This window comes from Aromatoleum anaerobium (assembly GCF_012910705.2).
In the GTDB taxonomy this organism is placed as follows: Bacteria; Pseudomonadota; Gammaproteobacteria; order Burkholderiales; family Rhodocyclaceae; genus Aromatoleum; species Aromatoleum anaerobium.
On the sequence record NZ_WTVG02000037.1, the window covers coordinates 398,037 to 421,058 of the forward strand.

The window sequence follows — 23,022 nt, forward strand, 5'->3', positions numbered from 1 at the left end:
GGGATCAGCGCTCGGCCGGTGGTGTCGGCCGGCGTCCGACCTGCACTTTCAGATCGACTTCGCCGGTCGTGCGGCGGATGCGGAACCGGGCTTCGTGTCCCGGGGGCAGGGCTGCGACGGTTTCCAGCATTCCCCTGGGGTCGTGCACTGGCGTCCCATCGACGCTGAGCAGCACGTCGCCCGGCCGGATTCCCGCGCGTTCGGCGGGGCTGCCGCGCAGCACCCCGGCGATCAGGGCGCCATTGACCTTCGGCAGGCCGAAGGATTCGGCCAGTTCGGCAGTCATTTCCTGTATTTCGACGCCGATCCAGCCACGCGTCACTTCGCCGCTGGAAACGATCTGCTCGAGGACGTTGCGCGCAATCGAGACCGGTATCGCGAAACCGATACCGAGCGAGCCCCCCGAGCGCGAGTAGATCGCGGTATTGATCCCGACCAGGTTCCCGTGGCTGTCGACGAGCGCGCCGCCGGAGTTTCCCGGATTGATCGCCGCATCGGTCTGGATGTAGTTCTCGAACGTATTGATCCCGAGCTGGCTGCGGCCGAGCGCCGAAACGATCCCCATCGTCACCGTCTGGCCGACCCCGAACGGATTGCCGATCGCGAGCACGACATCGCCGACCTCGATGGCGTCGGTTGCTGCAAAGGTGATCGCCGGAAGCTTTCCGTTGCCTTCGAGCTTCAGCACCGCGAGATCGGTCTCCGGGTCGCGGCCGACGAGCTTGGCCGGGAATTTCCGCCCGTCGTTGAGCGCGACCTCGATCTCGTCCGCGGCCTCGATCACGTGATTGTTCGTGAGGATGAATCCGTCGGGGCTTGCGACGACGCCCGAGCCCAGCCCCGAGGCGCGCTGTGGCGGTGCATTGTCCTGGCGTTCGCCGAAGAAATGACGAAAGATCGGATCGTCGAGAAGCGGATGACGCGGGCGCTGAACGTCCTTTGCCGTGTAGATGTGCACCACCGCCGGCATCGAACGTTTGGCGGCTTCTGCGTACGAACCCGGGGCAACGACGACCGAATCGGAGGCAGCGCCGGGTGCTTCGAGGATTTCCACTACCGAGGACGGCGCAGCACCTTTGAGCCACTCGGGCTTCAGGGTGGTGAGGACAAACAGCACCGCGACGCTGATCGTCACGGCCTGCGCGAAGATCAGCCACAGGCGGCGCATAATGTTGCTCTGATGCGCGAGCGGCCGGACAGCTACCCGCGGAGGAATCGGACAAGTCAGTGAGCGGAGACCGCATGCAACTCATCGAGCTGCAAACCCATCTGGATGAACTGCTGGATGTCGCGCGATTCAGGGATTATTGCCCAAACGGATTGCAAGTGGAAGGACGCCCGGAGGTGAGACGGGTGGTGTGCGGGGTGACGGCGAGCCAGGCGCTGGTCGATCTGGCGGTCGCCGAAGGCGCCGACGCGCTGCTCGTGCACCATGGCTACTTCTGGCGTGGCGAGGATGGCCGCATCACGGGGATCCGCAAGCGCCGGCTCGCCGGGCTGCTGCGCAACGATATCAGTCTTCTCGCTTACCATCTTCCGCTCGATGCCCACCCGGAATTGGGCAACAACGCTCAACTGGGCAAACTGCTGGGCTGGCGTGGGGAAGGGCGGTTCGGCGATCAGGAGCTGGGCTGGATCGGAACCCCGATGCAGCCGAACAGCGCCGGCCATATCGCCCGTTCGCTCGCTGCAAGGCTCGGCCGGGAGCCGTTGCTGGTGGGCGATCCTGAGCGCGTCATCCGGCGGGTGGCATGGTGCACCGGCGGTGCCCAGGGTTATTTCGAAGAGGCAATCGCCGCGGGGACGGATCTCTATGTCTCCGGGGAAATCTCCGAGCAGACGGTGCACGTTGCCCGCGAATCCGGTGTCGCGTTCATCGCCGCCGGGCACCACGCGACCGAGCGCTACGGCGTGCACGCGCTCGCTCAGCACCTGTCCGAGGTTTTCGGGCTCGACGCCCGGTTTGCCGATCTCGACAATCCGGTCTGATCGCCGGACGCCGTTCGCAGCGGTCACGGGGTCAGGACGAGAGGGATAGCTCCTTTGCCCGGACGTCCGGCTGATACGGGCCGAGGTGCTCTTCGAGAACGCCTGCCAGGACGAGGATCTCGTCGATCACGCTGAGCGGGAAGCCTTCCCGCATGCCGTCGCGGTTGTCGCGGAGCAGGTTCTCCAGGTAGGCCTGGCAGTCGCGACTCCCCCACAGGTTCTGGATCCGGCTCATGACGTGGGACATCTGTTCGATCGTGCTCGTGGGCCGGCGCGCCTCGTCGAATGTGTCCCAGGTTACCGCCTTGACGTTGAACGTCTTGTTCAGCTGCCGCGCGAGCGTGTCGAACTCGGGCCGCAATCCCGCGGCACGATACACCTCGAGCAGTTTCAGCCACGGCGTGATGGCTTTCTTCGGGTTCGACTGGATGAACTCGGCGAGCGTCTCGGCCGCCCCTTGCACGCGGCCGAAAGCCATCATGATTTCAGCCAGCTCGATCGCCGAGTCATGCTCTTCCGCATCGTCCTCGACGAGGAGCGCCGCCGCCGGGAGCTCCAGGCGCGGGGCCCCGGATAGTGAAACGGGCGGGCGAGCCGGGACGGAGGTTTCTGCAAACAGCGCGAATCCCGGTGCTGCCGGGGCCGGCGCGGCGGGAGTGCCACGTGTTGCGGACGGGGCGTCGAGTCGCCTGTGCAGGGCAGGAGGCGATGGGATGTTCGCAAGCGGTGTCCTGCCGGACCGGCTTGCGGCCTCCGCCCGCTGTCTGCGCAGCCACAGCCCCCCTCCGGCCAGGGCGAGCAACAGGGTGCCGAGCGCAGTCGCCGGAACGATCCAGTCGCGCGATGACGAGGCGGGCATCATCGCGGGCGGCGTCACTGCGGGGGGGGCGATTGCGCTCGTTCGGGAAGCGGGGTCCGCAGTCGCGCGCACTCGCTCCATCATCGCCGCCTGGATTTGCTCCAGCCGGCGGATGCGTTCGTTCAGTTCGAGCTGGGCGACGATCGTTCGGTCGATCGCGCTGATTGCGCTTTGTTCGCGCTGCAACTGATCCTGCCCGGTATCCGTTGCCGCCTTGGCCGGCTCCGTTTTGGGGAGTCCGCTGCTGAGGCGCAAGCCGTCTCCATGGCGCACCTCCGCGCCGGGGGGAGGCGGATGACCCTCTTGCCGGAGCGCCGGTTCTCTTCCGGCGGCAGAGGCGAAGGCGGATACGGGCGTTCGCGTTGTCTTTCTTGCCGAGCGTGCAGGCTGCACGGACGACGTGCCGGCGCCCGGGACGGTGCGCGGTTTCGTCCTGGCTGCGGAGGGCTCTGGCGGCGCCGGGCGCGTTTCGGCGCCGTGTTCGATCCCCGCGTGAACCGCCGGCGCCTCCGGTGGAAAGTCGGGGAAGGACAGGAGCAGCGTGTATTCGCGACGCAGGTGCGCGTCGCACGTATCCTCGATCCCGAGTTTCACGATCGGCTCGGCGACCGGTGCCGTCCCGGACACGACAATCCGCGCTGCGCGACCGTGGCCGACGACGCTTATCCGTCCGTTCCGTACCCATGGCACGCCGTCTTCGTTCGTGCCTGCCGTCAGCTTCAGGCATTCGCCCGCGCGTGCCGGCTCCCCGCCAGCGATCGCGATCTCCACCCGCAGCGGTGCTCCGATCGCCGACAACGCCACCGGCTCGCCGAGCGCGACGGCTGCCATGCCCGTCGATGCCGCGAGCGCCGTGACGCTCAGCACAACGGAAAAGGAGACGGCCAGGTGTGCGATTTTGTTCATTGTCGGCTCGTCGACGCCGCAGGGGACCAGGAAGGCGTTACATCTTGTGTCAAATTCGTGGCGCCATTTTAAACAATCTGCATGTCCAGGGAGCGGGCATTCTTCAGGGGGTGTGCAGTAATTCGGAAACGCCCGATCTGGTTTGCGGCTCTCGGCCTTGCGACGGGGTTGTCGGTGCCTGGCAGGGTTCGTATTCTACGTTGGCGCTCCAGCCACGACTTTGGAATTCACGGTAGTATCGACATCCCATACGCCACCGTACGTAAAGATGCCCCTTCCTCCTCCGCGTGCTCTCCGCCAGAAAGTCCATCTGCGCCAGATAAGCGTCGAGGGGTATCGGCGCGACGACGGAATGCTCGAGCTCGAAGCGTGCCTGCGGGACACGAAAGAGATCGACTACGTGCTCGCTTCCGGTATCCGTCGGGCCGGCGACGCGATCCACGAGATGAGGGTCCGGGTTACCCTCGACGCCGATTTCACGATCATCGACGCGCAAGCCTGTTCCGACCGCGTGCCGTACCCGGGGGGCTGCGACACCATCGCGCCCGCATACCGGCAACTGGTCGGACTGAACCTGATGCGGGGTTTTCGCCGGACCGTCAGCGAGATGTTCGCCGATGTTCGTGGCTGCTCGCACATGACCGAGCTGCTGCTGAGCCTGCCGACCGCTGCAATCCAGACGTTGGCGACTTTCCGCCGCGACAACGAGGACGAGGACGAGAAGCCGTTTCAGCTCGACCGTTGCCACGCCCTGGAAACCTCGACGGAGACTGTGCGGCTGTACTACCCGAAGTGGCATCGGGGGCGGGCGAACGACCCGTGATCCCTATCGGGTACGTGCGGCCCGGGCTGAAATTCCGCACTGCGCAATTCCGGTTATAATCCCGCGATCTTGCGGCGATCGCGCCCGTTTCGGGGGCGAGTCATGAGACGGGGCCGGGCTGCATTGTCCGGTCGGCAGCGGCGTGCGTCGGACGAGGGAGACGGCGCCCGTCGCGGAGCGAAGCTCCGAAGCGTCCCATCAACCTGTTCGCGCCGCTTGTGCGTCGCGTCTTCGATCGAAGGGCAACCATGAAGATTCATGAGTATCAGGCAAAAGAGCTGTTGAGAAAGTACGGCGTCGTCACGCCGCGCGGCATCCCCTGCTTTTCCGTGGATGAAGCAGTCAAGGCCGCCGAGCAGCTGGGCGGATCGATCTGGGTCGTGAAGGCCCAGATTCACGCGGGGGGGCGTGGCAAGGGCGGCGGCGTGAAGCTCGCGCGGTCGATCCATGAAGTGCAACAGCACGCCGGCGAGATTCTCGGCATGCAACTGGTGACCCACCAGACCGGCCCCGAGGGGCAGAACGTCCGCCGCCTGCTGATCGAGGAAGGCGCAGACATCAAGAAGGAATACTACGTCGCGGCGCTGACCGACCGTGCAACGCAATCGGTGGCGATCATGGCCTCGTCCGAAGGCGGCATGGACATCGAGGAGGTCGCGCACAACACTCCCGAGAAGATCATCAAGGTGTTCGTGGATCCGCTTGTCGGCCTGACCGACGCGCAGGCGACCGAACTCGCGAAAGGCATCGGCGTGCCCGATGCGTCGATCGACAAGGCAGTCGACACGTTTAAGAAGCTCTACACCTGCTACATGGAAACCGATGCCTCGCTCGCGGAAATCAATCCGCTGATCCTCGAGGGCAACGGCAACATCAAGGCACTCGACGCGAAGTTCAACTTCGACTCGAACGCGCTGTTCCGTCATCCCGACATCGTCGCGTTCCGTGATCTGGATGAAGAGGATCCCGCCGAAATCGAGGCCTCGAAGTTCGACCTTGCGTACATCTCGCTCGACGGCAACATCGGCTGCCTCGTGAACGGCGCCGGTCTGGCGATGGCGACGATGGACACGATCAAGCTGTACGGCGCCGAACCGGCGAACTTCCTCGACGTCGGCGGTGGTGCGACGACCGAGAAAGTCACCGAAGCCTTCAAGATCATGCTCAAGAACCCGAAGGTCAAGGGCATCCTCGTCAACATCTTCGGCGGCATCATGCGCTGCGACACGATCGCGGCCGGCGTCGTCGCCGCCGCGCGCGAAGTGCATCTGGCGGTGCCGCTCGTCGTGCGCATGAAAGGCACGAACGAGGACCTCGGCAAGCAGATCCTCAAGGATTCCGGCCTGCCGATCATCGCCGCCGATACGATGGCCGAAGCGGCCGAGAAGATCGTCGCTGCCGTCAAGTAAGGAGCCACCGAATGTCGATTCTCATCAATAAAGATACCAAGGTCATCACCCAGGGCATCACCGGCAAGACCGGGATGTTCCACACCTCGAAGTGCCGCGAATACGCGAACGGTGCGAACTGCTTCGTCGCCGGTGTCAACCCGAAGAAGGCCGGCGAGGACTTCGAAGGCGTGCCGATCTACGCCACCGTCAAGGAAGCGAAGGAAGCTCAGGGCGCGACCGTCTCCGTGATCTACGTGCCGCCGGCCGGCGCCGCCGCGGCGATCTGGGAAGCGGCCGAAGCGGATCTGGACCTCGCGATCTGCATCACTGAAGGCATCCCGGTCCGCGACATGCTGATGGTGCGCAACAAAATGAAGGCCAAGGTTGCGGCCGGCGGCAAGGAAACGCTGCTCCTCGGGCCGAATTGCCCGGGCCTGATCACGCCGGACGAGATCAAGATCGGCATCATGCCCGGTCACATCCACAAGAAGGGCCGCATCGGCGTCGTGTCGCGCTCGGGCACGCTGACCTACGAGGCGGTCGCACAGCTGACCGAGATCGGTCTGGGTCAGTCGTCGGCGGTCGGCATCGGCGGGGACCCGATCAACGGCCTGAAGCACATCGACGTGATGCGCATGTTCAACGACGATCCGGACACCGACGCGGTGATCATGATCGGCGAGATCGGCGGGCCGGACGAGGCGGAAGCGGCGCAGTGGTGCAAGGCCAACATGAAGAAGCCGATCGTCGGCTTCATCGCCGGCGTCACCGCGCCGGCCGGCAAGCGCATGGGCCACGCCGGTGCGCTGATCTCGGGTGGCGCGGATACTGCCGACGCCAAGCTCGCGATCATGGAAGAATGCGGCTTCACGGTGACCCGCAATCCGTCCGAGATGGCCAAGCTGCTGAAGGCGATGCTGTAAGCACGATTCGCCCCGAGCGGTAGAAAAGCGCCGGCTGGACCGGCGCTTTTCGTTGCTGGGAGCCGACGGGGAAAAACTGCTAGAATCCTCCGCTGCGCTTTTTTCCGCTTATCGTCCATCCGGAGTTTTTCATGGCAATCGAACGTACCCTGTCCATCATCAAGCCCGACGCCGTCGCGAAGAACGTGATCGGCAAGATCTACCAGCGCTTCGAAGATGCAGGCCTGAAGATCATCGCGTCGAAGATGGCGCATCTGTCCGAGCGCGAAGCCGGCCAGTTTTACGCCGTGCACAAGGAGCGCCCGTTCTTCAAGGATCTGGTGTCCTTCATGATTTCCGGCCCGGTGATGATCCAGGTGCTCGAAGGCGAGAGCGCGATTGCGAAGAACCGCGACCTGATGGGCGCCACCGATCCGAAAAAAGCCGATGCCGGCACGATTCGTGCGGATTTTGCGGAATCCATCGACGCGAACGCGGTCCATGGTTCCGATGCGCCGGAAACGGCTGCCGTCGAGATTGCCTTCTTCTTTCCCGGCATGAACGTGTATACCCGCTGAACCCCTCACGGGGAAAGCCCGCGCATCGGCCCGCGCATCTTCATCGATAGCGGGCCGATTGCATTATGGGAGCTGTACAGGACACAGATGCTTACACCGGTCAACCTGCTCGATTTCGACGTCGACGGTCTCGTCAACTGGTTCGCTGAACGGGGCGAGAAGCCTTTTCGTGCGCGTCAGGTGATGCGCTGGATGCACCGTTTCGGCGAAACCGATTTCGGCAACATGACCGACGTGGCGAAGAGCCTGCGCGCGAAGCTCGCCGAAGAGGCCTGCATCCGGGCGCCCTGCGCGATCCGCGATTCGGTGTCGGCCGACGGGACGCGCAAATGGCTGCTCGATGTCGGCAGCGCGAACGCGGTCGAAGCGGTGTTCATTCCCGAGACGAACCGCGGCACATTGTGCATCTCGTCGCAAGCCGGATGCGCCCTCGACTGCGCGTTCTGCTCGACCGGCAAGCAGGGCTTCAACCGCAACCTCTCGGCGGCCGAGATCATCGGCCAGCTGTGGCTCGCGAACAAGCTCCTCGGCGGCAGCGCGTCGCCGGCAGGTTCGAAGGACGGAGACGGCGAGCCTGACAACGGCCGCGTCATCAGCAACGTCGTGATGATGGGGATGGGCGAACCGCTCGCGAACTTCGACAATGTCGTCACTGCGCTGCGGCTGATGCTCGACGATCACGCATACGGACTGTCGCGCCGCCGCGTGACGGTGTCGACGTCGGGAATCGTCCCGGCGATGGATCGCCTGCGCGACGAATGTCCGGTCGCGCTGGCGGTGTCGCTGCATGCGCCGGACGATGCGTTGCGCGACCGCCTGGTGCCGATCAATCGCAAATATCCGTTGCGCCAGCTGATGGCGGCGTGCCAGCGCTACCTCGAACGGGCGCCTCGCGACTTCGTGACCTTCGAATACGTCATGCTCGACGGCATCAATGACTCGGACGCGCATGCGCGCGCGCTCGTCGAACTGGTGCGCGACGTGCCGTGCAAGTTCAACCTGATCCCGTTCAACCCTTTCCCGAATTCCGGCTTCGATCGTTCCTCGACTGAACGCATCCGGCGCTTTGGCGGGATCCTGATCGACGCGGGCATCGTCACGACGACCCGCAAGACGCGCGGCGACGACGTGAACGCGGCCTGCGGGCAGCTCGCGGGACAAGTGCAGGACCGGTCGCGGCGCACGGTCAGGCTGGTGAAGTCGATGGAGGGGCGCTGATGATGCGCTGGTTCGCGGCGCCGCTGCTCCTCTGCGCTGTCGTGCTCGGGCTGGCTGCGTGCGCGGCGCCATCGGGCGCCGGACGCCCGCTGGCGGAGCGGCCGGTCTCTGAAGTGCCGGTGACGAATGCCGCGACGGCGAGCGCCAAGGTCCACGTGGATCTCGGCATGGCGTATCTTCAGGTCGGGCGCTACGCGGTCGCGCTCGACGAGGCGCGGGCGGCTCTCGCGAGCGATTCTGCGTACTCGCCGGCGTATCACCTGATGGGTCTCGTCTATATGTTCATCGACGACCGGAACGCGGCGCGCGACAATTTCCTGCGCGCGCTGCAGAGCGCGCCGAACGACCCCGAGTTCAACAACAGCTACGGCTGGTTCATGTGCGTGTCGGGGCAGGAGGCGGAAGGGCTCGAACGGCTCGCGCGCGCCGCGCGCAACCCGTATTACCGCACGCCCTCGCGGCCTTACACGAACGCGGGCCTGTGCCACCTGCGGCGCGGCAACGAGGCCGCGGCCGAGGCCGAGTTCCAGCGCGCCGTAGAGCTCGACGCATCCAACGCGCAGGCGCTCTACCACCTTGCCGTGATCGCCTACCGCGGTGGCGCCTACGAGGTTGCGCGGAACCATCTCGTGCAGTTGCACCAGCAAAGCGAGCCGACGGCGGAGTCCGTATGGCTCGGTGTGCGCACCGAGCACAAGCTCGGCAACCGCGAGGCCGAGTCGAGCTACGCGGCGCAACTGCGCGGCCGTTTTGCCGACAGCGTGGAACACCGGGCAATGAATCAGGGAAATTACGAGTGAACGACGTTCATCGTGAAGAGGGCGCGACCCCGGTCGAACCGGCTGCTGCAGCTTCTGTCGGAGAGATCCTGCGCCGCGCACGCGAAGCCCGCGGCGAGACCCTCGGCGACGTCGCGTACGCATTGAAACTGACCTCCAGGCAGATCGAGGCGATGGAAGCCGAGCGCTTCGATCTGCTGCCCGGACCGGCGTTTGTTCGCGGCTTCCTGCGCAATTACGCGCGGTACCTCGGGATCGACCCGGCCGCGCTGCTCGCCGGCCTCGCAAAAAACGCCGCTGCGATGCCGGTCGAACTCGCCCCGGTGTCGAATGCCGAGGGCGTGATGCCGAGCGGCAGGGCGGCGCGTTCCGCCCGTCTGCCGGCGGCGCTGGTTGCCGGCGGCTTGCTGGCCGTGGTCGTCGCGGGGTGGTTTTTCGACTGGTTCCAGATGCCGGACGCCGACACCACGACGGTCGAATTGACGCCGTCCGAAGGGGAGGCGACGCCGCTGCCGGTGCCGCTCGAACCTCCGTCCCCGGTGGCCGGGCCCGCCGTGGCGCCGCAAGTGTCTTCGCCGGCTGCGGTGGCGGCGGATGGCGTGGCGGCGAACGATGTGCCACCGCAAGCGCCTGCCGCAGCGGCCTCGCCGGGAGTCGCCCCCGCCTCCATTCCGGGAGGCAGTGCGGCCACGACAGTTCCTGCTGAACTGCCGGGCGTGGAGCACCTCGTGTTCCGTTTCGCCGGTGAATCGTGGGTGGAGGTGCGTGACGCGACGGGCGCGATCATTTTTTCCGGCATCAATGCGGCGGGCAGCACGCGTACGATCCAAGGCAAGCCGCCGTTCGGACTCGTCGTCGGCAACGCGCACAAGGTCACGACGGAATTTCGCGGACAGCCGCTGGACCTTGTTCCCCATATTCGCGTCGGCGTCGCAAAGCTGACCGTGAAGTGAGCTGAAATGGCAACGAATTCTTCTTCGGGAGTACTCGCCCGTCACAAGACGCGGCAGGTCAGGGTGGGGCGGGTCAGCATCGGTTCCGACGCGCCGGTGGTCGTGCAGTCGATGACGAACACCGACACCGTCGACGTGCTCGGGACCGCGATGCAGGTCGCCGAGCTTGCCCGCGCCGGCTCCGAGCTGGTGCGCATCACCGTCAATAACGAGGCGGCCGCGAAGGCCGTGCCGCATATCCGCGACCGCCTGCTGGCGCTCAATGTGGAGGTGCCGCTCGTCGGCGACTTCCATTACAACGGCCACAAGCTGCTCGCCGAGCATCCGGCCTGCGCCGAGGCGCTGGCGAAGCTGCGGATCAATCCGGGCAACGTCGGCGCGGGCGCGAAACGCGACCCGCAGTTCGCGGCGATCGTCGACATCGCGTGCCGCTACGACAAGCCGGTGCGCATCGGCGTGAACTGGGGAAGCCTCGATCCGTCGGTGCTGGCCCGCGTCATGGACCAGAACGCCAGGCTCGCACAGCCGCGCGACGCGAACGCGGTGATGCGCGAAGCCCTCGTCGTGTCGGCGCTGGAATCGGCGGCGAAGGCCGAAGAATATGGGCTCGGGGGCGACCGCATCATCCTGTCGGCGAAAGTGTCGAGCGTGCAGGACCTGATCGCGGTGTATCGCGATCTGGCGGCGCGCTGCGACTATCCGCTGCACCTCGGGCTGACCGAGGCGGGAATGGGCTCGAAAGGCATCGTCGCCTCGACCGCGGCGCTCGCGGTACTGCTGCAGGAAGGCATCGGTGACACGATCCGCATCTCGCTGACGCCGGAACCGAACGGCAGCCGCACGCAGGAAGTCGTCGTCGCGCAGGAGATCCTGCAGACGATGGGCCTGCGCGCATTCACGCCGATGGTGATCGCCTGCCCGGGGTGCGGGCGTACGACCAGCACCTTCTTCCAGGAACTGGCGTCGGGCATCCAGTCCTATGTGCGGGACCAGATGCCGGTGTGGCGCGAGCAGTACGACGGCGTCGAGAACATGACCGTCGCGGTGATGGGCTGCGTCGTGAATGGGCCGGGCGAGAGCAAGCACGCCAACATCGGCATCTCGCTGCCCGGCACCGGCGAAACTCCCGCGGCACCGGTGTTCGTCGATGGCGAGAAAACCGTCACGCTGCGTGGCGACAATATCGGCACCGAATTCAAGGCCATCGTCGACGACTACGTGGCCACCCGATACGTGAAAAAGGCGGGCTGAACCGTCAGCTTATGACAGAAAAAAAACCGATGATTCAGGCCTTGCAGGCCGTACGCGGGATGAACGACATCCTGCCCGACGAGGCCGAAGCCTGGGAGCATTTCGAGGACATCGTCCGGGACTGGCTGCGCAGCTACGGCTACCGGCCGATCCGCATGCCGATCGTCGAGCCGACGCCGCTGTTCAAGCGCGCGATCGGCGAAGTCACCGACATCGTCGAGAAGGAGATGTACTCCTTCGAGGACGCGCTCAACGGCGAACAGCTGACGCTGCGCCCCGAAGGCACGGCATCCTGCGTGCGCGCCGCGATCCAGCACAAGATGCTGTCCGCCGGCGCGCAACGCCTCTACTACCACGGCCCGATGTTCCGCCACGAGCGGCCGCAGAAAGGGCGCTACCGCCAGTTTCACCAGATCGGTGTCGAGGCGCTGGGCTTCGACGGACCCGACATCGACGCCGAACACATCCTGATGTGCGCACGCCTGTGGGACGACCTCGGGCTGGAGGATGTCAGACTCGAGCTGAACTCATTGGGCTCGTCGGACGAGAGGGCGCGCCACCGGGCGGAACTTGTCGCGTACCTCGAGGGGCATCGCGAGCGCCTCGACGACGATGGCAAGCGGCGCCTGCACACGAATCCGCTGCGCATCCTCGACACCAAGAACCCCGAGCTGCAGGACCTCGTCGACAACGCGCCCAAGCTGCTCGATTTCCTCGGCGAGGACTCGCTGAAGCACTTCAATGGCGTGCAGGTGCTGCTCAAGGACGCCGGCGTGCCGTACCGCATCAACCACCGGCTGGTGCGCGGCCTCGACTATTACAACCGTACCGTGTTCGAGTGGGTCACGACGCGGCTCGGCGCGCAGGGCACGGTGTGCGCGGGCGGCCGCTACGACGGTCTCGTCGAACAGCTCGGTGGCCGTCCGGCGCCGGCGGCCGGTTTCGCGATGGGCATCGAGCGGCTGCTCGCGCTGTGGCGCGAAAGCGGCGGCGAGGCCGAACCGGCCCAGCCGGACGTGTACGTCGTCCATCTCGGCGAGCAGGCGCAGCGCCTCGCGTTTCGCGCCGCCGAGGCCCTGCGCGGTCACGGCTTCGCAGTGTTGACGCATTGCGGCGGCGGCAGCTTCAAGTCGCAGATGAAGAAAGCGGATGCAAGCGGAGCGCCGGTCGCGGTCGTGATCGGTGACGACGAGGCGGCGACGGGCGAGGTCGGCCTCAAGCCGTTGCGCGGCCCCGGCGGCCAGCAGCGTGTCGCGCTCGACGGCCTCGCCAATGCGGTGGCCGAATGCCTGTTCACGGAAAATGAGGAAGAAGATGGCAGTTTATGACCTGGAAGAACAGGAGCAGATTTCCGAGCTGAAGGCCTGGTGGGCGCAGTACGGCAAGTTCGTGACGACGCTTGCGGTGGCGGCGGCGCTCGCGTCGGTCGGCTGGCAGGGCTTCAGGTGGTACCAGAACAAGCAGGCGAGCGAAGCCGGCGCGCTGTATTTTGTCGTCCAGCAGGCGGCCGAGCGAGGCGACGCGCAGAAGGCGCGGGAGGCCGCGGGGCAGATCATCGAAAAATTCTCCGGCACCGCCTATGCCGAAATGGCCGCGTTGCTGTCGGCCGGCGTGCAGTTCAGCGCCGGCGAGGGAAAGAACGCGCGTGCCCAGCTCGAGTGGCTGGTGGATCACGGCAGCGATCCCGCACTGCGGGACATCGCGCGCCTGCGGCTGGCGAGCGTGTTGCTCGACGAAGGCGCCCATGCCGATGCGCTCGCCCGGCTGCAAGCCGAGCCGGAGGCGGCGCTGAAGGGGCGTTTCGCCGATCTGCGCGGCGACGTGCTGGCGGCGAGCGGCAAGCCCGCTGAAGCTCGCAGCGCCTACCAGGGCGCGCTGGACGCGATTGCGCAGGGCGGCACCGAAGGCGGCGAGACGCTGCGCGAAGTGGTCCGCGTGAAGCTTCAGGCGCTGGAGGGCTGAGCGATGACGCGTCCTCTGGCCACCTTGCTGCTCGCGGGCTCGCTCGCGCTTTCCGCCGGCTGCTCGTCACTGAATCCTTTTGCCTCGTCCTCGCCCAAGCCGGCCCAACTCGTCGCCTTCAAGCCTTCGGCCGAGCTGCATACGGTGTGGCAGGCGGAGATCGGCTCGTCGGGACCCTACGTGTTCCAGCCGGCCGTTGTCGGCACGGAGGTGTATGCGGCGGCGCATGACGGCACGGTCGCGCGCTACCAGGACGGAAAAGCCGTGTGGACGGCAAAGGTCGGCAAGCGCCTGTCCGCGGGAGTCGGCAGCGACGGCCGCCTGGCAGTCGTCGTGACGACCGGCGGCGAAGTGGTCGCGTACGACGCCGCCACCGGCGCGCCGCGCTGGCGAGTTCCGGCAGGCGTCGAGGTTCTCGCCCCGCCCGCGGTCGGCGAGGCGGTCGTCGTCGTGCGCGCGTCGGACAGCCGCCTGATCGGGCTCGACGCCCGGGATGGCAGTCGCCGCTGGGTGTTCCAGCGGCCGACGCCGCCGCTGGCGCTGCGCAGTTTCGCCGGCATGACGCTCGAAGGCGGGGTGGCGATCGTCGGCTATCCGGGAGGCAAGCTGGTCGCGGTCAATCTCGCGAACGGCGGGCCGATGTGGGAGCTGACGGTGGCGACACCGCGCGGCGCGACCGAGCTCGAGCGGGTTGCCGACGTCGCCGGAACGCCGGTGCTCGGCCGGCGGGAAGTGTGTGCGGTGGCCTACCAGGGACGCGCGGCGTGCTTCGACGCGAGCAACGGCAACGCGCTCTGGTCCCGCGAGTTTTCGAGCAGCGCGGGCCTGGACCGTGACACGCGCTTTGTCTACATCACGGACGACAAGGACGCGGTCCACGCGCTGGAGGCCGGCAGCGGCGCCAGTGCCTGGAAACAGGATGCGCTGGTGCGGCGGACCGTATCGCGTCCGCTTGTCGCAGGCAATTTCGTCGCCGTGGGCGACAGGGAAGGTTACGTGCACCTGCTCGACCGCGAGAGCGGCGCCTTCGCGGCGCGAGCGCGCGCCGACGACAGCGCGATCGTTGCCGATCCGCGCCGGTTCGGTGCCCAGGGTTTTGTCATCCAGACGCGTGACGGCAACGTCCGCGTCTTTGAGGTCCGCTAGGCGGGAATGATCGCTTGAAACCCACAATAGTTCTGGTTGGCCGGCCCAATGTCGGCAAGTCCACGCTGTTCAACCGGCTGACGAAAACCCGCGACGCGCTGGTGGCCGACCAGCCCGGGTTGACGCGCGACCGCCACTACGGCATCGGCCGCGTCGGCGACCGCGATTATCTCGTCGTCGACACGGCCGGTTTCGATCCCGTGGCCAAGGACGGCATCATGCACGAGATGGCGCGGCAGGCCGAGCAGGCGATTGCCGAGGCCGACGCGCTGCTGTTCATGGTCGACGGCCGCAGCGGCCTCACGCCTCATGACGAGCAGATCGCCGCACGCCTGCGCCGTGCCGGGCGCCCGGTCTATCTCGTCGTCAACAAGTCGGAAGGCATGGAGCGGACGATGGTCGCGGCCGAATTCCATGCGCTCGGGCTCGGCGACCCGCTGCCGGTTTCCGCCTCCCATGGCGAGGGCGTGAAACAGCTCCTCGACCTCGTGCTCGGCGCCTTTCCGCCGGATGCCGAGCCCGAGGAAGACGAGGGGCGCACGCCGCGGATCGCGATCGTCGGCCGTCCGAATGTCGGCAAGTCGACCTTCGTCAACAGCCTGCTCGGCGAGGAGCGTGTCATCGCGTTCGACATGCCGGGCACGACACGCGATGCAATCGCGATCCCGTTCGAACGGGACGGGCGCCGCTACACGCTGATCGATACCGCCGGCCTGCGCCGGCGCGGCAAAGTGTTCGAGGCGGTCGAGAAATTCTCGGTGATCAAGACGCTGCAGGCGATCGAGCAGGCGAACGTGGTCGTCCTGGTGCTTGACGCCTCGCAGGACATTTCCGACCAGGACGCGCATATCGCCGGATTCATCCTCGAGGCGGGCCGCGCGCTGGTCGTCGCGGTGAATAAATGGGACGACGTCAACGACTACCGTCGCGAGCTCATCAAGCAGGATCTCGCCCGCAAGCTCAATTTCCTGTCGTTCGCACGCTTTCACTACATTTCGGCGCTGAAGGGGGCGGGCGTTGCCGCAGTCATGAAATCGGTCGACGCGGCCTATGCCGCCGCGATGGTCAACCTGTCGACTCCGCGCCTCACGCGCACGATGCAGGCTGCGCTCGCGAAACAGGCGCCACCGCGCCACGGTGTTTTCCGGCCGAAGATGCGCTATGCGCACCAGGGCGGCAACAATCCCCCAGTGGTCGTCATTCACGGCGCGGCGCTCGATCATGTGCCGACCTCGTACGTGCGCTATCTCGAACGGACCTTCATGGAGGCGTTCAAGCTGCAGGGGACGCCGTTGCGGATACAATTCCGTACTGCGCACAATCCGTTTATAGGGAAAGAATAGGCTCCGCACCGGGAGGACGTGCCGGCGCCAATATTGCGGCGCAGCATAAAATCCTTTACATTCACAAGAAGATAGAGTTTGAGGTTTTAAAATGAGCAATAAAGGGCAACTTCTACAAGACCCGTTTCTGAATACCCTGCGCAGGGAGCATGTGCCGGTCGCGATTTACCTGGTGAATGGCATCAAGCTGCAGGGCCAGATCGAATCCTTCGACCAATACGTCGTTCTGCTGAAGAACACCGTTACCCAGATGGTCTACAAGCATGCGATCTCCACGGTCGTGCCTGCACGTCCGGTCAATATCCAGCAGCAGGATTCGGGTGACGGCAATAGCTGAGCCCGGACCCATCGAGCGGTCATTCCCGGCTTTGTCGAGTCTCCATGTTTGAGCGCCCTGCTTCCGGTGAGCGGGCCGTTCTTGTTCAACTCGATCTCAATCAGGGCGCACTCGACGAGCGCCTTTCCGAACTCAGGCTGCTCGCCGTCAGCGCGGGCGCGAGTGTCGAAGCGGTCATCGGCGGGCGGCGTGCGAAGCCTGATCCGGCGCTGTTTGCCGGGCGCGGGAAAGTCGACGAGATTGCCGAGGTGTTGCGCGTTCATGACGCCGATCTCGTCATTTTCAATCATGCGCTGTCGCCGGCGCAGCAGCGCAACCTCGAGCGTTCGCTCGAGTGTCGCGTCATCGACCGCACCGCGCTGATCCTCGACATCTTCGCGCAGCGCGCGCGCAGCCACGAAGGCAAGCTGCAGGTCGAACTCGCGCAGCTCGACCATCTGTCGACACGGCTCGTCCGCGGCTGGACTCACCTCGAGCGGCAGAAGGGCGGCATCGGCCTGCGCGGGCCGGGCGAGACGCAGCTCGAAACCGACCGCCGCCTGCTCGGCACGCGGGTCAAGACGCTGAAAGAGCGGCTCGCCCGGATCGAGAAGCAGCGGCGCGTGCGCCGGCGCGGCAGGCTGGGGCGCGGCGTGTTGTCGGTGTCCCTCGTCGGGTACACGAACGCCGGCAAATCGACGCTCTTCAACGCGCTGACGAAAGCCGGCGCGTACGCGGCCGACCAGTTGTTCGCGACGCTCGACACGACCTCGCGTCGCCTGTATGTCGGCGAGGGAGGCAACGTCGTGCTCTCGGATACCGTCGGCTTCATCCGCGATCTTCCGCATTCACTGGTCGCGGCCTTTCACTCGACGCTCGAGGAAACCGCCAGCGCCGACCTGCTCCTGCACGTCGTCGATGCGGCCAGCGAGGACCGTGAGGCGCAGGTCGATGCGGTCAATCGCGTGCTCGTCGAGATCGGCGCGGGCGACGTGCCGCAAATCATGGTGATGAACAAGATCGACCTCACCCAGGCCGAAGCGGCGGTCAATCGGGATGAGTATGGTAAGATCGACCGCGTTTTTTTGAGCGCCAGGACAGGCGAAGGACTGAGCCTGCTCCGCGATGCTCTGGCCGAAGCGGCACGCGCAAGCGCGGCTGCCCCGGAAGATCCTGCGGGATCTTCGCCGAATCTCACCGACATCGATCCTATTCAAACGTGATTACAGGCGTTCTAATGTCACTCAATGACCCTCGCTGGGGCAACCAGGGGAATGACGACGGCAAACGCGGCGACGGAAATCGCGGCGGGAACCAGGGGCCCCCGGATCTCGAAGACATCTGGCGTGATTTCAACCAGCGGCTGTCGAGCATATTCGGCGGCAAGCGCGGCGGGCGCAACGGCGGCGGTGGGGCGGCGGCGGCCCGCAGATGCCGCAGATTTCGTTCCGCCAGTTCGGGGCGGAATCGGTGCGTTGCTGGCGCTCATCTTCATCGTCTGGCTCGCGAGCGGTTTCTACATCGTCGACGCGAACCAGCGCGGCGTCGTGCTGCGCTTCGGCAACTTCGTGCAGACCACCGAGCCCGGCCTGCGCTGGCGCCTGCCCTATCCGATCGAGAGCAATGAGATCGTCGACCTGACCGGGGTGCGCACCGTCGAGGTCGGTTATCGCGGCACCGAGCGCAACAAGGTGCTGCGCGAGTCGCTGATGCTGACCGATGACGAGAACATCATCAACATCCAGTTCGCGGTCCAGTACGTGCTGAGCAGCCCGGAGAACTACCTGTTCAACAACCGCTTTCCGGACGAGTCGGTGATCCAGGCCGCCGAATCGGCGATGCGCGAGATCGTCGGCAGGAGCAAGATGGACTTCGTGTTGTATGAAGGACGCGAGCAGATCGCGGCGAGTGCCCACGAACTGATCCAGAAAATTCTCGATCGTTACGAAACCGGCATTCAGGTCAGCCGTGTGACGATGCAGAATGCGCAACCCCCGGAGCAGGTTCAGGCAGCCTTCGATGACGCGGTGAAGGCGGGTCAGGACCGCGAGCGCGCGCGCAATGAGGGCGAGGCCTACGCGAACGACGTCATACCGCGCGCCCGCGGGACGGCATCGCGTCTCATCGAGGAGGCGAACGCCTATCGGGAGCGGGTAATCGCCAATGCCCAGGGCGAGGCCAGCCGCTTCACGCAGGTGCTCGAAGAATACCGGCGCGCGCCGGAGGTGACGCGCGAGCGGATGTATCTGGACACGATGCAGCACGTGATGTCGAATTCCAGCAAGGTGATGGTGGATGCGAAGGGCAACGGGAATCTTCTCCTGATGCCGCTCGACAAGCTGCTGCAGGGCGTCGGAACAGCGCAGTCGGCGCAGGAGCCGGCGACTTCATCGCCCGCGGCCCCGGCCGCACCCGCCCCGGCACCGCGGGCCGACAGTTCCTTTGATGCCCGCAGCCGCGATGTGTTGCGTGACCGTGAGCGGGGAGAGCGTTGATGCGTGACAAGATGTCGCTCGTTGCGGGCGCGCTGCTGTTTATCGGCGTCCTTGCGTCAATGACGCTATTTACCGTCGATCAGCGTCAGTTCGCGGTCGTATTCCAGCTCGGTGAGGTCAAGGACGTCATCGACAAGCCGGGCCTGAACTTCAAGTGGCCGATGATCCAGAACGTGCGCTTTTTCGACCGCCGCATCCTGACAATGGATACCCCGGAGCCGGAACGCTTCATCACCGCGGAGAAGAAGAACGTCCTCGTCGACCACTTCGTCAAGTGGCGGATCATCGACCCGAAGCTCTACTACGTATCGGTTGCCGGTGACGAGGCGCGCGCGCGCATCCGCCTGCTGCAGACGGTCAATTCTGGACTGCGCGAGGAATTCGGCCGGCGCACCGTGCATGACGTGGTATCCGGCGCCCGCGACCAGATCATGGAAGACATGCGCACCCGTGCCGACGAGGACGCGCGCAAGATCGGCGTGCAGATTCTCGACGTGCGGCTCAAGCGGGTCGATCTGCCGCTCGAGGTGTCGGAGTCGGTCTATCGCCGCATGGAGGCGGAGCGCAAGCGCGTCGCCAACGAGCTGCGCTCCGAAGGCGGTGCGATTGCCGAGAAGATCCGTGCCGATGCGGATCGTCAGCGCGAAGTCATCATCGCCGAGGCGTACCGCGACGCGCAGCAGTCCAAGGGTGCCGGCGACGCCAAGGCGACGAGCATTTACGGCGAAGCGTACGGCCGGAATCCCGAGTTCTACTCGTTCTATCGCAGCCTCGAGGCCTACCGTCAGACCTTCGCCAGCAAGAACGACCTGCTGGTCGTAGACCCGAGTTCGGAGTTTTTCAGATTCATGAAGGATTCCGGCGGGGGCAGCAAGAACTGAACGGATGGGCAACACCTTGTTGATGGCCTTCGCACTGATGCTGGTGATCGAAGGCATCCTGCCCTTTGTCGCGCCGGCCGCCTGGCGCGAAACTTTTTTGCGGCTGGCGCAGATGGCTGACGGCCAGATCCGGTTCATCGGACTGTCGTCGATGCTGATCGGCGTCCTGCTGCTGTTTCTCCTTTCCTGACGAGATGAAACAACCCCCACGCTCACTTTGTTCGAGGAGGGCCGGCTTTGCACAGCCGACCCGTTCGGCAGGCATGGCGCAGTGCGCCGTGAAACCCCTGCCTCACCCCCCCCAGGGAGCGCAGGCCCCCCTCGGGGCGGCCCAGCGGGAGGCCTGACATGCGCTGGGTTCTTCCCGATCACATCCAGGACGCGTTGCCGGCCGAGGCAGACAAGATCGAGCGTCTGCGCCGTCGCCTGCTCGATGCGTTCCGCTCCCACGGCTATCAGCTGGTGGTGCCGCCGCTGCTCGAATATCTCGACTCCCTGACGACCGGAGCCGGGCAGGACCTCAAGCTGCGGACTTTCAAGCTCGTCGACCAGTTGTCCGGCCGCACGATGGGCGTGCGCGCCGACATGACGCCGCAGGTGGCGCGCATCGACGCGCACCTGTTGAACCGCCGCGGCGTGTCGCGGCTGTGCTATTGCGGCAGCGTGCTGCATACCCTGCCTTCGACGCTCACGGCGACGCGCGAGCCGCTGCAGCTCGGCGCCGAACTGTACGGTCATGCGGGCCTCGACGCCGACATCGAAATCATCCGGCTGCTCGCCGAGGTGATGCGCCTGGCCGAGGTCCCGGCGAGCCGCATCGACCTCGGGCACGTCGGCCTGTTCCGCGTGCTCGCGGCGCGCGCCGGGATGGTGCCGGGGCGCGAGGAGGAGCTCTTCGACCTGCTCCAGGCGAAGGACCTGCCGGACCTGCAAGAGCTCGTCGCCGGCGTCGCCGAGCCGGTGCGCTCCGCACTGCTCGCGTTGCCGGGCCTTTACGGCGGCGCCGAGGTGCTCGACGAAGCGCGGGCGTGCCTTCCCGACGACGCCGAGATTCGCGCGGCGCTGGACGATCTGGGTCGTCTCGCCGCGGCGCTCGGCGATTTGCCGATCAGCTTCGATCTGGCAGATCTGCGCGGCTACCATTACCACAGTGGCGTCGTGTTCGCGGCTTACGGCGGAGGCTCGCCCGCGGCGCTGGCGCTCGGCGGGCGTTACGACCGCATCGGGGAGGCCTTCGGCCGCGGACGGCCGGCCACCGGCTTCAGTCTCGACCTGCGCGAACTGGCGGTGCGCCTGGCGGATCCGGGGCAGCCCGGTGCGATCCTTGCGCCGGCCGATGGCGACGCCGCGCTGGCCGCGGTCGTCGCACAATTGCGCAGCCGGGGCGAGGTCGTGATGACCGAACTCCCCGGACATGAAGGAAGCTGGAACGAGGCCGGTTGCGACCGGCAACTGATCAGGCGTGAGGGCCGCTGGACGGTCGAATCGCTTCAGGGAGAATGAAGTAAATGGCTAAGAACGTAGTGGTTGTCGGCACCCAGTGGGGCGACGAAGGCAAGGGCAAGATCGTCGACTGGCTGACCGATCATGCGCGCGGCGTGGTGCGCTTCCAGGGCGGTCACAACGCGGGTCATACGCTGGTGATCGGCGCGAACGAATACAAGCTGAACCTCGTGCCGTCAGGCATCGTCCGTGAAGGCGTCGCGTGCTATATCGGCAATGGCGTCGTGCTCGACGCGCACCATCTGCTGTCCGAGATCCGCACGCTCGAAGCGGGCGGCATCAGGGTGCGCGAGCGGCTGCGCATCAGCCCGGGCTGTCCGCTGATCCTCGGCTATCACGCAGCGCTCGATCGCGCTCGCGAGGCGGCGAAAAGCGCGGGCGACAAGATCGGCACGACCGGCAAGGGTATCGGCCCGGCCTACGAGGACAAGGTCGCCCGGCGCGCGCTGCGCGTCTATGACCTGTTCGATCGCGAGCGCTTTGCCGCGAAACTGCGCGCGAACCTCGACTATCACAACTTCGTGCTGACGCAGCACCTCGGTGCCGAAGCGGTCGAGTTCGAGCCGGTGTTCGAGCAGGCGATGGCCGATGCGGAAGAGATCCGGCCGATGGTCGCCGACGTTTCCGCCGAGCTGTACGCGGTCAACAAGTCCGGTGGCAGCCTGCTGTTCGAAGGCGCGCAAGGCACGCTGCTCGACATCGACCACGGCACCTATCCCTTCGTCACCTCGAGCAACTGCGTGGCGGGCCAGGCGGCGGCGGGCTCGGGCGTCGGCCCGGGGCGCCTGCATTACGTGCTCGGGATCACGAAGGCCTATTGCACGCGCGTCGGCGGCGGGCCGTTTCCAACCGAACTCGACATCGAGACTGCCGGCACGCCGGGACAGCAGATGTCGTCGAAAGGGCGGGAGTTCGGCACCGTGACCGGGCGCAAGCGCCGCTGCGGCTGGCTAGATCTGGCGGCGTTGAAGCGCTCGATCATCATCAATGGCGTGACCGGCCTGTGCATCACGAAGCTCGACGTGCTCGACGGCCTGCCGGAGCTGAAGCTTTGCACCGGCTACCTGCTCGACGGCCAGCGCATCGATCTGCTGCCGATGGGCTCCGAGGAAGTCACGCGCTGCGAGCCGATCTTCGAGACCATGGCAGGCTGGAGCGGCACGACTTTCGGCGCACAGAGCTGGGACGCGCTGCCGCAGGAAGCGCGCGCGTATCTGCACCGCATCGAGGAAATCTGCGAGATTGCGATCGACGTGATCTCGACCGGCCCCGAGCGCGACGAAACGATCCTGCGCCGCCACCCTTTCGGTGCCTGAGAGCGGGAGTCCCGACGCTCGTGCAGGGCTGGAAAAAGCAAAAGCCGGTCGAATGACCGGCTTTTGCTTGAATCTGGTGCCCAGAAGAGGACTCGAACCTCCACGCCTCGCAGCGCTAGTACCTGAAACTAGTGCGTCTACCAATTCCGCCATCTGGGCAGGCGGACGGAGTATACCGGCAAGTCGGGTTTTGGCAAAGCGGGGCGCCGACACCCGGCTGCAACGAGTTCACGACGCGAAGGATGGAACAAGGAAGGACAGGCAACAAAAAAGCCGACTCAAGGTCGGCTTTCCTGCAGAACTGGTGCCCAGAAGAGGACTCGAACCTCCACGCCTCGCAGCGCTAGTACCTGAAACTAGTGCGTCTACCAATTCCGCCATCTGGGCAAGAGCCGCGCATTATAAGCATCA

At 65.8% G+C, this 23,022-nt stretch carries 21 protein-coding genes, 2 tRNA genes and 1 pseudogene; 20 read left to right on the top strand and 4 right to left on the bottom strand.

Annotated features, from left to right (window positions below):
• Positions 1 to 4 precede the first annotated feature (4 nt).
• A complete protein-coding gene (locus GO606_RS07930) occupies positions 5 to 1,168 on the bottom strand; it encodes a Do family serine endopeptidase (RefSeq protein ID WP_169117626.1) in 1,164 nt (387 codons plus the stop codon).
• 74 nt (positions 1,169 to 1,242) lie between these two features.
• Between GO606_RS07930 and GO606_RS07935 the strand changes: the two genes are divergently transcribed.
• Complete coding sequence (locus GO606_RS07935) at positions 1,243 to 1,989, top strand: Nif3-like dinuclear metal center hexameric protein (protein ID WP_169117625.1); 747 nt, start codon at positions 1,243 to 1,245, stop codon at positions 1,987 to 1,989.
• A 31-nt stretch (positions 1,990 to 2,020) separates the two neighbouring features.
• Here the strand turns inward: GO606_RS07935 and GO606_RS07940 are convergent, their stop codons facing one another.
• Positions 2,021 to 3,754, bottom strand: a complete 1,734-nt coding sequence (locus tag GO606_RS07940; protein ID WP_169117624.1) for a type IV pilus assembly protein FimV — start codon at positions 3,752 to 3,754, stop codon at positions 2,021 to 2,023.
• Between the two features lie 268 nt (positions 3,755 to 4,022).
• Here GO606_RS07940 and GO606_RS07945 point away from each other — a divergent pair, with 268 nt between their 5' ends.
• From GO606_RS07945 to GO606_RS08035, 19 genes and pseudogenes are all read left to right on the top strand, one after another.
• Complete coding sequence (locus tag GO606_RS07945) at positions 4,023 to 4,577, top strand: DUF2889 domain-containing protein (RefSeq protein WP_169117623.1); 555 nt, start codon at positions 4,023 to 4,025, stop codon at positions 4,575 to 4,577.
• A 248-nt stretch (positions 4,578 to 4,825) separates the two neighbouring features.
• Positions 4,826 to 5,986: an ADP-forming succinate--CoA ligase subunit beta gene (sucC, locus tag GO606_RS07950; protein ID WP_169117622.1), complete on the top strand. Its 1,161-nt coding sequence runs from the start codon at positions 4,826 to 4,828 to the stop codon at positions 5,984 to 5,986.
• A gap of 11 nt (positions 5,987 to 5,997) precedes the next feature.
• A complete protein-coding gene (sucD, locus tag GO606_RS07955; protein WP_169117621.1) occupies positions 5,998 to 6,891 on the top strand; it encodes a succinate--CoA ligase subunit alpha in 894 nt (297 codons plus the stop codon).
• 131 nt (positions 6,892 to 7,022) lie between these two features.
• Positions 7,023 to 7,448 carry a nucleoside-diphosphate kinase gene (ndk, locus tag GO606_RS07960; protein ID WP_169117620.1) on the top strand — a complete coding sequence of 142 codons (426 nt, stop codon included), beginning with the start codon at positions 7,023 to 7,025 and terminating at the stop codon, positions 7,446 to 7,448.
• A gap of 87 nt (positions 7,449 to 7,535) precedes the next feature.
• Complete coding sequence (rlmN, locus tag GO606_RS07965) at positions 7,536 to 8,666, top strand: dual-specificity RNA methyltransferase RlmN (RefSeq protein WP_169117619.1); 1,131 nt, start codon at positions 7,536 to 7,538, stop codon at positions 8,664 to 8,666.
• Positions 8,667 to 8,668: 2 nt separating this feature from the next.
• Positions 8,669 to 9,466, top strand: a complete 798-nt coding sequence (pilW, locus tag GO606_RS07970; protein ID WP_169117688.1) for a type IV pilus biogenesis/stability protein PilW — start codon at positions 8,669 to 8,671, stop codon at positions 9,464 to 9,466.
• Positions 9,463 to 10,398 (top strand): RodZ domain-containing protein, encoded by a 936-nt coding sequence (locus GO606_RS07975; protein WP_169117618.1) that lies wholly within the window; start codon positions 9,463 to 9,465, stop codon positions 10,396 to 10,398. The genes pilW and GO606_RS07975 overlap by 4 nt, the downstream gene beginning before the upstream one ends.
• A 6-nt stretch (positions 10,399 to 10,404) precedes the next feature.
• Positions 10,405 to 11,649 (top strand): flavodoxin-dependent (E)-4-hydroxy-3-methylbut-2-enyl-diphosphate synthase, encoded by a 1,245-nt coding sequence (ispG, locus tag GO606_RS07980; protein ID WP_169117617.1) that lies wholly within the window; start codon positions 10,405 to 10,407, stop codon positions 11,647 to 11,649.
• A gap of 29 nt (positions 11,650 to 11,678) precedes the next feature.
• Positions 11,679 to 12,977, top strand: coding sequence for a histidine--tRNA ligase (gene hisS / locus GO606_RS07985; RefSeq protein WP_169117616.1), 1,299 nt, complete (start codon positions 11,679 to 11,681; stop codon positions 12,975 to 12,977).
• On the top strand, positions 12,964 to 13,611 hold the full coding sequence (locus tag GO606_RS07990) for a tetratricopeptide repeat protein (RefSeq protein WP_169117615.1): 648 nt from the start codon (positions 12,964 to 12,966) through the stop codon (positions 13,609 to 13,611). Before hisS ends, GO606_RS07990 begins: the two co-directional genes overlap by 14 nt.
• Before the next feature lie 3 nt (positions 13,612 to 13,614).
• Positions 13,615 to 14,757: an outer membrane protein assembly factor BamB gene (gene bamB, locus GO606_RS07995; protein WP_169117614.1), complete on the top strand. Its 1,143-nt coding sequence runs from the start codon at positions 13,615 to 13,617 to the stop codon at positions 14,755 to 14,757.
• Between the two features lie 14 nt (positions 14,758 to 14,771).
• Positions 14,772 to 16,100, top strand: a complete 1,329-nt coding sequence (gene der / locus GO606_RS08000; protein WP_169117613.1) for a ribosome biogenesis GTPase Der — start codon at positions 14,772 to 14,774, stop codon at positions 16,098 to 16,100.
• Between the two features lie 91 nt (positions 16,101 to 16,191).
• Positions 16,192 to 16,437 carry an RNA chaperone Hfq gene (gene hfq, locus GO606_RS08005; RefSeq protein ID WP_026295813.1) on the top strand — a complete coding sequence of 82 codons (246 nt, stop codon included), beginning with the start codon at positions 16,192 to 16,194 and terminating at the stop codon, positions 16,435 to 16,437.
• A 44-nt stretch (positions 16,438 to 16,481) separates the two neighbouring features.
• A complete protein-coding gene (hflX, locus tag GO606_RS08010) occupies positions 16,482 to 17,639 on the top strand; it encodes a ribosome rescue GTPase HflX (protein ID WP_169117612.1) in 1,158 nt (385 codons plus the stop codon).
• A gap of 14 nt (positions 17,640 to 17,653) precedes the next feature.
• Positions 17,654 to 18,911: pseudogene (gene hflK / locus GO606_RS08015) on the top strand (FtsH protease activity modulator HflK).
• Positions 18,911 to 19,792 carry a protease modulator HflC gene (hflC, locus tag GO606_RS08020; protein WP_169118154.1) on the top strand — a complete coding sequence of 294 codons (882 nt, stop codon included), beginning with the start codon at positions 18,911 to 18,913 and terminating at the stop codon, positions 19,790 to 19,792. The pseudogene hflK and the gene hflC overlap by 1 nt, the downstream one beginning before the upstream one ends.
• A gap of 4 nt (positions 19,793 to 19,796) precedes the next feature.
• Complete coding sequence (locus tag GO606_RS08025; protein ID WP_169118155.1) at positions 19,797 to 19,982, top strand: DUF2065 domain-containing protein; 186 nt, start codon at positions 19,797 to 19,799, stop codon at positions 19,980 to 19,982.
• A gap of 158 nt (positions 19,983 to 20,140) precedes the next feature.
• Positions 20,141 to 21,295 carry an ATP phosphoribosyltransferase regulatory subunit gene (locus GO606_RS08030; RefSeq protein WP_169118156.1) on the top strand — a complete coding sequence of 385 codons (1,155 nt, stop codon included), beginning with the start codon at positions 20,141 to 20,143 and terminating at the stop codon, positions 21,293 to 21,295.
• 5 nt (positions 21,296 to 21,300) lie between these two features.
• A complete protein-coding gene (locus GO606_RS08035; RefSeq protein WP_169118157.1) occupies positions 21,301 to 22,611 on the top strand; it encodes an adenylosuccinate synthase in 1,311 nt (436 codons plus the stop codon).
• A gap of 74 nt (positions 22,612 to 22,685) precedes the next feature.
• Here GO606_RS08035 and GO606_RS08040 read toward each other — a convergent pair.
• A tRNA-Leu gene (locus GO606_RS08040) sits at positions 22,686 to 22,770 on the bottom strand.
• Between the two features lie 143 nt (positions 22,771 to 22,913).
• Positions 22,914 to 22,998: transfer RNA gene (locus tag GO606_RS08045), tRNA-Leu, on the bottom strand.
• Positions 22,999 to 23,022: the final 24 nt, after the last annotated feature.